Source organism: Tepidibacillus infernus, assembly GCF_048898065.1.
Lineage (GTDB): Bacteria > Bacillota > Bacilli > Tepidibacillales > Tepidibacillaceae > Tepidibacillus_B > Tepidibacillus_B infernus.
Genome location: NZ_JBLWFI010000054.1, coordinates 1 through 255, shown reverse-complemented (window position 1 = coordinate 255; position 255 = coordinate 1). Strand labels below are relative to the sequence as shown.

The 255-nt window shown below is 34.1% G+C and carries 1 protein-coding gene; it reads right to left on the bottom strand.

The annotated features are described in order from the left end of the window. A partial coding sequence (locus tag TEPIDINF_RS14970; RefSeq protein WP_421692407.1) for an integrase core domain-containing protein occupies positions 1-187 on the bottom strand: 187 nt, incomplete at its 3' end. Between the last annotated feature and the right edge of the window lie 68 nt (positions 188-255).

Genomic DNA, 255 nt, shown 5'->3' with positions numbered 1-255 from the left:
GCATACCACAATATTCATGAATTCTGACTGTATTATAAAAGCTCTCTATGTACTCAAATATTAGTTCATGTGCATGCCTAGTATCTTTGATGACATAACGATTCAACCATTCACGTTTTATTAAAGCGTGAAACGATTCAATACATGCATTGTCCCATGGGTTACCTTTATTTGAATAGCTATGTATGAATTATGCTGCTGGTGTAGCTTCAATATAGCTTTTAGATACATATTGGCTTCCTCGATCACTATGAA